This window comes from Streptomyces sp. SID10853, from assembly GCF_010548145.1.
Lineage (GTDB): Bacteria > Actinomycetota > Actinomycetes > Streptomycetales > Streptomycetaceae > Streptomyces.
The window spans coordinates 1-4343 of record NZ_JAAGLN010000370.1; the positions used below are offsets into that span (position 1 = coordinate 1).

Here is a 4343-nt window from a genome sequence, read left to right on the forward strand (position 1 = left end):
GAGGTCGGACGCGCGGCCCCGCTCGTCGGCGGCGCGGGCGGAGAGCCTGCGGGCGAGGGTGCGCGTACGGCGCTCTGCGCCCGCGTGGACGTCCCTGGACCGCGACCGCGCCGCCGTGGCGTCGACGATACGGCCGAGCAGGTCGACCGAGCCCGCGGTGAAGTCCCGCTCAGCGGTGAGTTCGGCGCGGCGGCCGAGCTTGCTGCCGAAGCTGCCGACGAGGTCGGCCAGGCCGTCCGTGTCGCGGGTGTCGGTGACCGCCCGCAGCAGCAGATCGGTGAAGTCGGAGTCCTTCTTGACCGCGAAGAGACCGGCCGCCTCGCCCTCGTCGGCGTTCATCTCCCGCTGGTAGCGGAAGAGTTCGGGGTCGAGTCCCAGATCGCCGAGGTGTTCGTTCCAGCGGTCGTGGATCTCCTCCCAGTACACGTCCAGATGGGGGTAGAACTTCCCGGCCTCGGTGATCGCGTCGCGGAAGCCCTTCATGGTGCGGCGCCTGCCCCGCGCCCCGGACACGCCTTCCACCGGCGGCCGTACGGTGGTGGCTTCGGCGACCGGCAGGGAGTCGAGGCTCAGCCCGGGGCCCGGCCGGAACGAATACCACGCCTCGGCGAACTTCCGCGGGTCGTTGGAGACCTGCCGGCCACGCCACTCGCTGGCCTTGCCGACCACGACGAGCTCGCCGGTGAGGGTGTGCTGCCACTCCAGGGCGACATGGCCGCAGTCGTCGGCGAGCAGGAACTTGCGCAGCACGCCTGAGCTGGCGCCGCCGAGCGTATTGCGGTGGCCGGGCAGCATCACCGAGAAGATCAGCTTCAGCAGGACCGACTTGCCCCCGCCGTTCTCCAGGAAGAGGACACCCGCGGGCGCGGGGCGGCGCGGCGGGCCGACCGGCTCCTCCTCGAAGAACTCCGCCTGGGCCGGGGCCGGATTGGGCACGGGGGCGCCCACTCCCCGCAGATCGAGCACGGTGTCGGCATAGCGCGCACCGGCAGGTCCGATGGAGTAGAGGCGGACCCGGGACAGCTCGTACATGGCGGCGGACTCTCGTCGTTGTGGTGCGGGATCTGGCTCGGGGCGGTTCAGGGACAGGCGGTCAGGGGCGGGCGGTTCGGGGCGGGGCTTTTCAGGAGTGGAAGGGCAGTCCCGCGTCCGCGGTCAGTTCGAGGTCGTCCGTTCCTGAGGGCGGCAGCAGGGTGGCCGATCCGTCGGTCACCGGCACGACGCCCAGGTCGAGCAGCTCGGCCAGGGCGGCGCTGCCCGCCATGTCGCGCACCTGGAGCTGGTAGCGGGCGGTGGTGCGGTACGCGCCTCCGGCGTCGTCGCCGGTGCGCTGCAGGAACCCCGACTCGGTGAGGAAGGCGACGGCCTTGGCGACGATCCCCGTGGTGGAACCGGCGAGCCGCCTGGCGTCCTTGGTGGCCCCGGTGGAGCTGCGCCTCGCGTAGATACGCCAGGCCGCTTCGAGTCCGGGGGCGTCGGTGGCCGGGTCGCTGTTCTCCCCCTGCTCGTCGGCCCGTTCCTCAAGGCGGCGGCATGCCTGGCGGACGAAAGCATCGACGCCGTTGACCGTGATCCGGCCGATGTACCCGTCGTCGGCGAGGTCTTCGGGGCGCGGGAAGGACATGGCGGCGACAGCGAGATGCGCCAGCCCGTGCAGGAAGCGGTCGGCCGAGTCGGCGGCGGCGCGGCGGGCGTAATCCCCCATCCGTACGGCGAAGACGGAGTCCTCTCCCGCGGCGACCGCCATGCCCGCCCGGGTCGACACCTCCAGGACGACCAGGCCGAGCCCGGTGGCGACCGCGTCGGCGAGCCGGGCGAAGGCGGGCGCCTCGCGGTAGCGGCGCAGCAGCTCCGCGTACTCGGCGTCGCGGGCGGGCAGCAGCTTCGGCTGGAGCCCGAAGGCGACGAGCCGCGCGGCATCGGCGGCGTCGGCCGGAGTCACCGCCGGGCCGGCCGGGGGCACGGTGGTGCCTGCCTGGTCGGGCTCGCTCCACGCGGTGTGCTCGGCGTGGGTCTCGCTCACAGCTGCTGCTCCTCGGTCGGTGTCGTTCGGCGCTGCTCCCCGGGATCCGGCCGCCGGGGGTTCATACGGACTCCGTGCGGCCTGCGGCCATTCCGACGGTGTCCAGGAGGGCCGTCCCCACGATCAGGTCGGCGCCGCCGAACTCGTCGTCGTCCAGCTCGGTGCCGTCGTCCACGGCGAACAGCAGGCGCTCCTCACCCTGCCGGTACGCGGTGCCGACCGGCGGGCTGGCCGCGTGGATGGCCAGCAGGGCGACCAGATAGGGCAGCTCCCGGTCGCGCAGCCGGGCATCGGCCAGCAGACCGGAGAGCCGGCGCGGCGCGTCGTGCTCCAGGTCGAGCAGCTCCATCGCGGACGCCAGCTGCTCCTCGCTGAACCGGCTGTCGTCCGGTGTGGCGATGAGGTCGGGCTCGGGCATCTCGGCGCCCAGGTGCTCCCGCTCGGCCGGCGGGGTCAGCAGAATATCGACCAGGTCCCCGACCCGTACGGACACGGGTGTGCGCAGGCCGGTGCCCCGCGCGAAGAACGCGTCGGTGACCCGGATGGCCTGCTCCAGCGGGAGCGGCAGCACCGGGGCGACCAGCTGTCCGTACAGATCGAGTCCGGAAGTCGCCGCAGGCGGGGCGAACGCCTGCCGGTCCTGCTCGGCGCGGAAGAGCGGCCCCGCTTCGAGCAGCCTGGACTGGAGCTGGGTGTGGCGGCGGATGCAGTCCTTGACGATGTCGACCAGCTCGGCCGCGCGCCGCTTGTGCTCGGGCTCCTCCGTCTCGTCCCTGGCCTTGCGGATGTTGGTGAGGATCGCGTTCTCGTGGCGGTAGCGGTCGGCCACGTGGTCGAGGGCTTCGTCGATCATGTCGGGCACGGTCCTGAGCCAGTCGACCGCGCGGACATTGCGCCGGGTCGCCTCCAGGGTCCTGCGCAGCGTCTCGGCGTACTGCACGGTCCGGTACCGGGCCTGCTCGGCCGCGAGCTGGGCGTCGGCGAGCCTGCCCCGGCTGATCAGCACCTCCAGCTTCACCTCGGCGGCGATCTGCGCGCTGGTGACGTCCGTGTCGAGGGCGCCCACCAGGACGTTGACCGCTTCGTCGGTGGTGCGCAGATAGACCGTGCCGCCGTGCCCCGGCACTTCCTCGACCAGCTTGAAGTCGTAGTCCCGGCGGACGTACTCCCCGTCGGGGCCGAACGTGCCGTAGACCGCGCGGAAACCGCGGTCCACACTGCCGACATTGATCAGGTTCTCCAGCACCCAGCGGGCCACCCGCTCGTGCTCGTCCGAAGGGCGGCGCGGGGCCTGGGCCGCGACGCGCGGCAGCAGTCTGGCCACTATCTGGTCGTGGTCGGCCCCGGTGTCGAAGTCCATGTTGAGCGTGACCAGGTCGATCGCGGCGAGCGCCACTTCGGCCATCGCGTAGACCGTGTACTCGCCGGCCAGATTGGCCTTGCGTACGTCCAGGTCGTGCAGCGGGGCCGTGCACGCGAGCGCGCGCAGCCGCCGCGCCAGCCCTTCGTCGGCGGCCTGGCCCGGTGCGGGCCGCGGCCCCGCGCGGAGCTGGGGCGGAACAAATTCCGGCGGCGGAGGCGAAGGCACGCTGGACCGATTGGGTCCTCGCACTGACAAGGGTCGAAACGGCGCGGATGGGGCGCCTGTCCACCGGGCCCGTACGGCCTGCGGGAGCTAGGCTCTGTGCTCTCCGTTCCCTGCCGTGACCCGCCTTCACCACCGCACCCCCGGCCCGCCTGCGGTCCGCCCGGATCCCGCTTCGGTGCGGCCCACGCCCTGTCCTCCGCCCCCGTCCCGCTCCCGGAGGGAGCCGTATGAGCACGACCGGCCCTACCGTCGAACCGACCGCCGCCGACCCGGCCGTGGCCGATCTCAACGCCGACCTCGGCGAGGGGTTCGGCCGCTGGACGCTCACCGACGACGAGGCGCTGCTCTCCGTCGTCACCAGCGCCAATGTCGCCTGCGGCTTCCACGCGGGCGACCCGTCGACCATGCGCCGGGTCTGCGAACTGGCCGCCGCGGGCGGGGTACGGATCGGCGCCCAGGTCTCGTACCGCGACCTGGCCGGTTTCGGGCGGCGGGCGATGGACGTACCCGCCGCCGAGCTGGCCGACGAAGTCGCTTATCAGATCGGGGCGTTGGAGCTCTTCGCGCGGGCGGCGGGCAGCCGGGTGTCGTACGTCAAGCCGCACGGCGCCCTCTACAACCGCACCGTGCACGACGAGGAGCAGGCGGGCGCGGTCGGCGCCGGCGTGCGGCTGGCCGGGGGCGCGCTGCCGGTGCTCGGGCTGCCCGGCTCCCGGCTGCTGGAGGCAGCCG

3 protein-coding genes and 1 pseudogene are annotated in these 4343 nt (G+C 73.1%); 1 reads left to right on the forward strand and 3 read right to left on the reverse strand.

What is annotated here, in order from left to right; translation table 11 throughout:
• From G3I19_RS34770 to G3I19_RS34780, 3 genes and pseudogenes are all read right to left on the reverse strand, one after another.
• Positions 1–1032, reverse strand: a pseudogene (locus tag G3I19_RS34770) (hypothetical protein); the annotation flags it as partial.
• Between the two features lie 91 nt (positions 1033–1123).
• The gene (locus tag G3I19_RS34775; RefSeq protein ID WP_164267684.1) at positions 1124–2023 is read right to left on the reverse strand and encodes a hypothetical protein; all 900 of its coding nucleotides are present in this window, start codon (positions 2021–2023) and stop codon (positions 1124–1126) included.
• A 61-nt stretch (positions 2024–2084) separates the two neighbouring features.
• Positions 2085–3611, reverse strand: a complete 1527-nt coding sequence (locus tag G3I19_RS34780) for a hypothetical protein (RefSeq protein WP_164267685.1) — start codon at positions 3609–3611, stop codon at positions 2085–2087.
• A 275-nt stretch (positions 3612–3886) separates the two neighbouring features.
• Between G3I19_RS34780 and G3I19_RS34785 the strand changes: the two genes are divergently transcribed.
• The coding region (locus tag G3I19_RS34785; RefSeq protein ID WP_343235303.1) for a 5-oxoprolinase subunit PxpA at positions 3887–4343 on the forward strand (457 nt) is incomplete at its 3' end.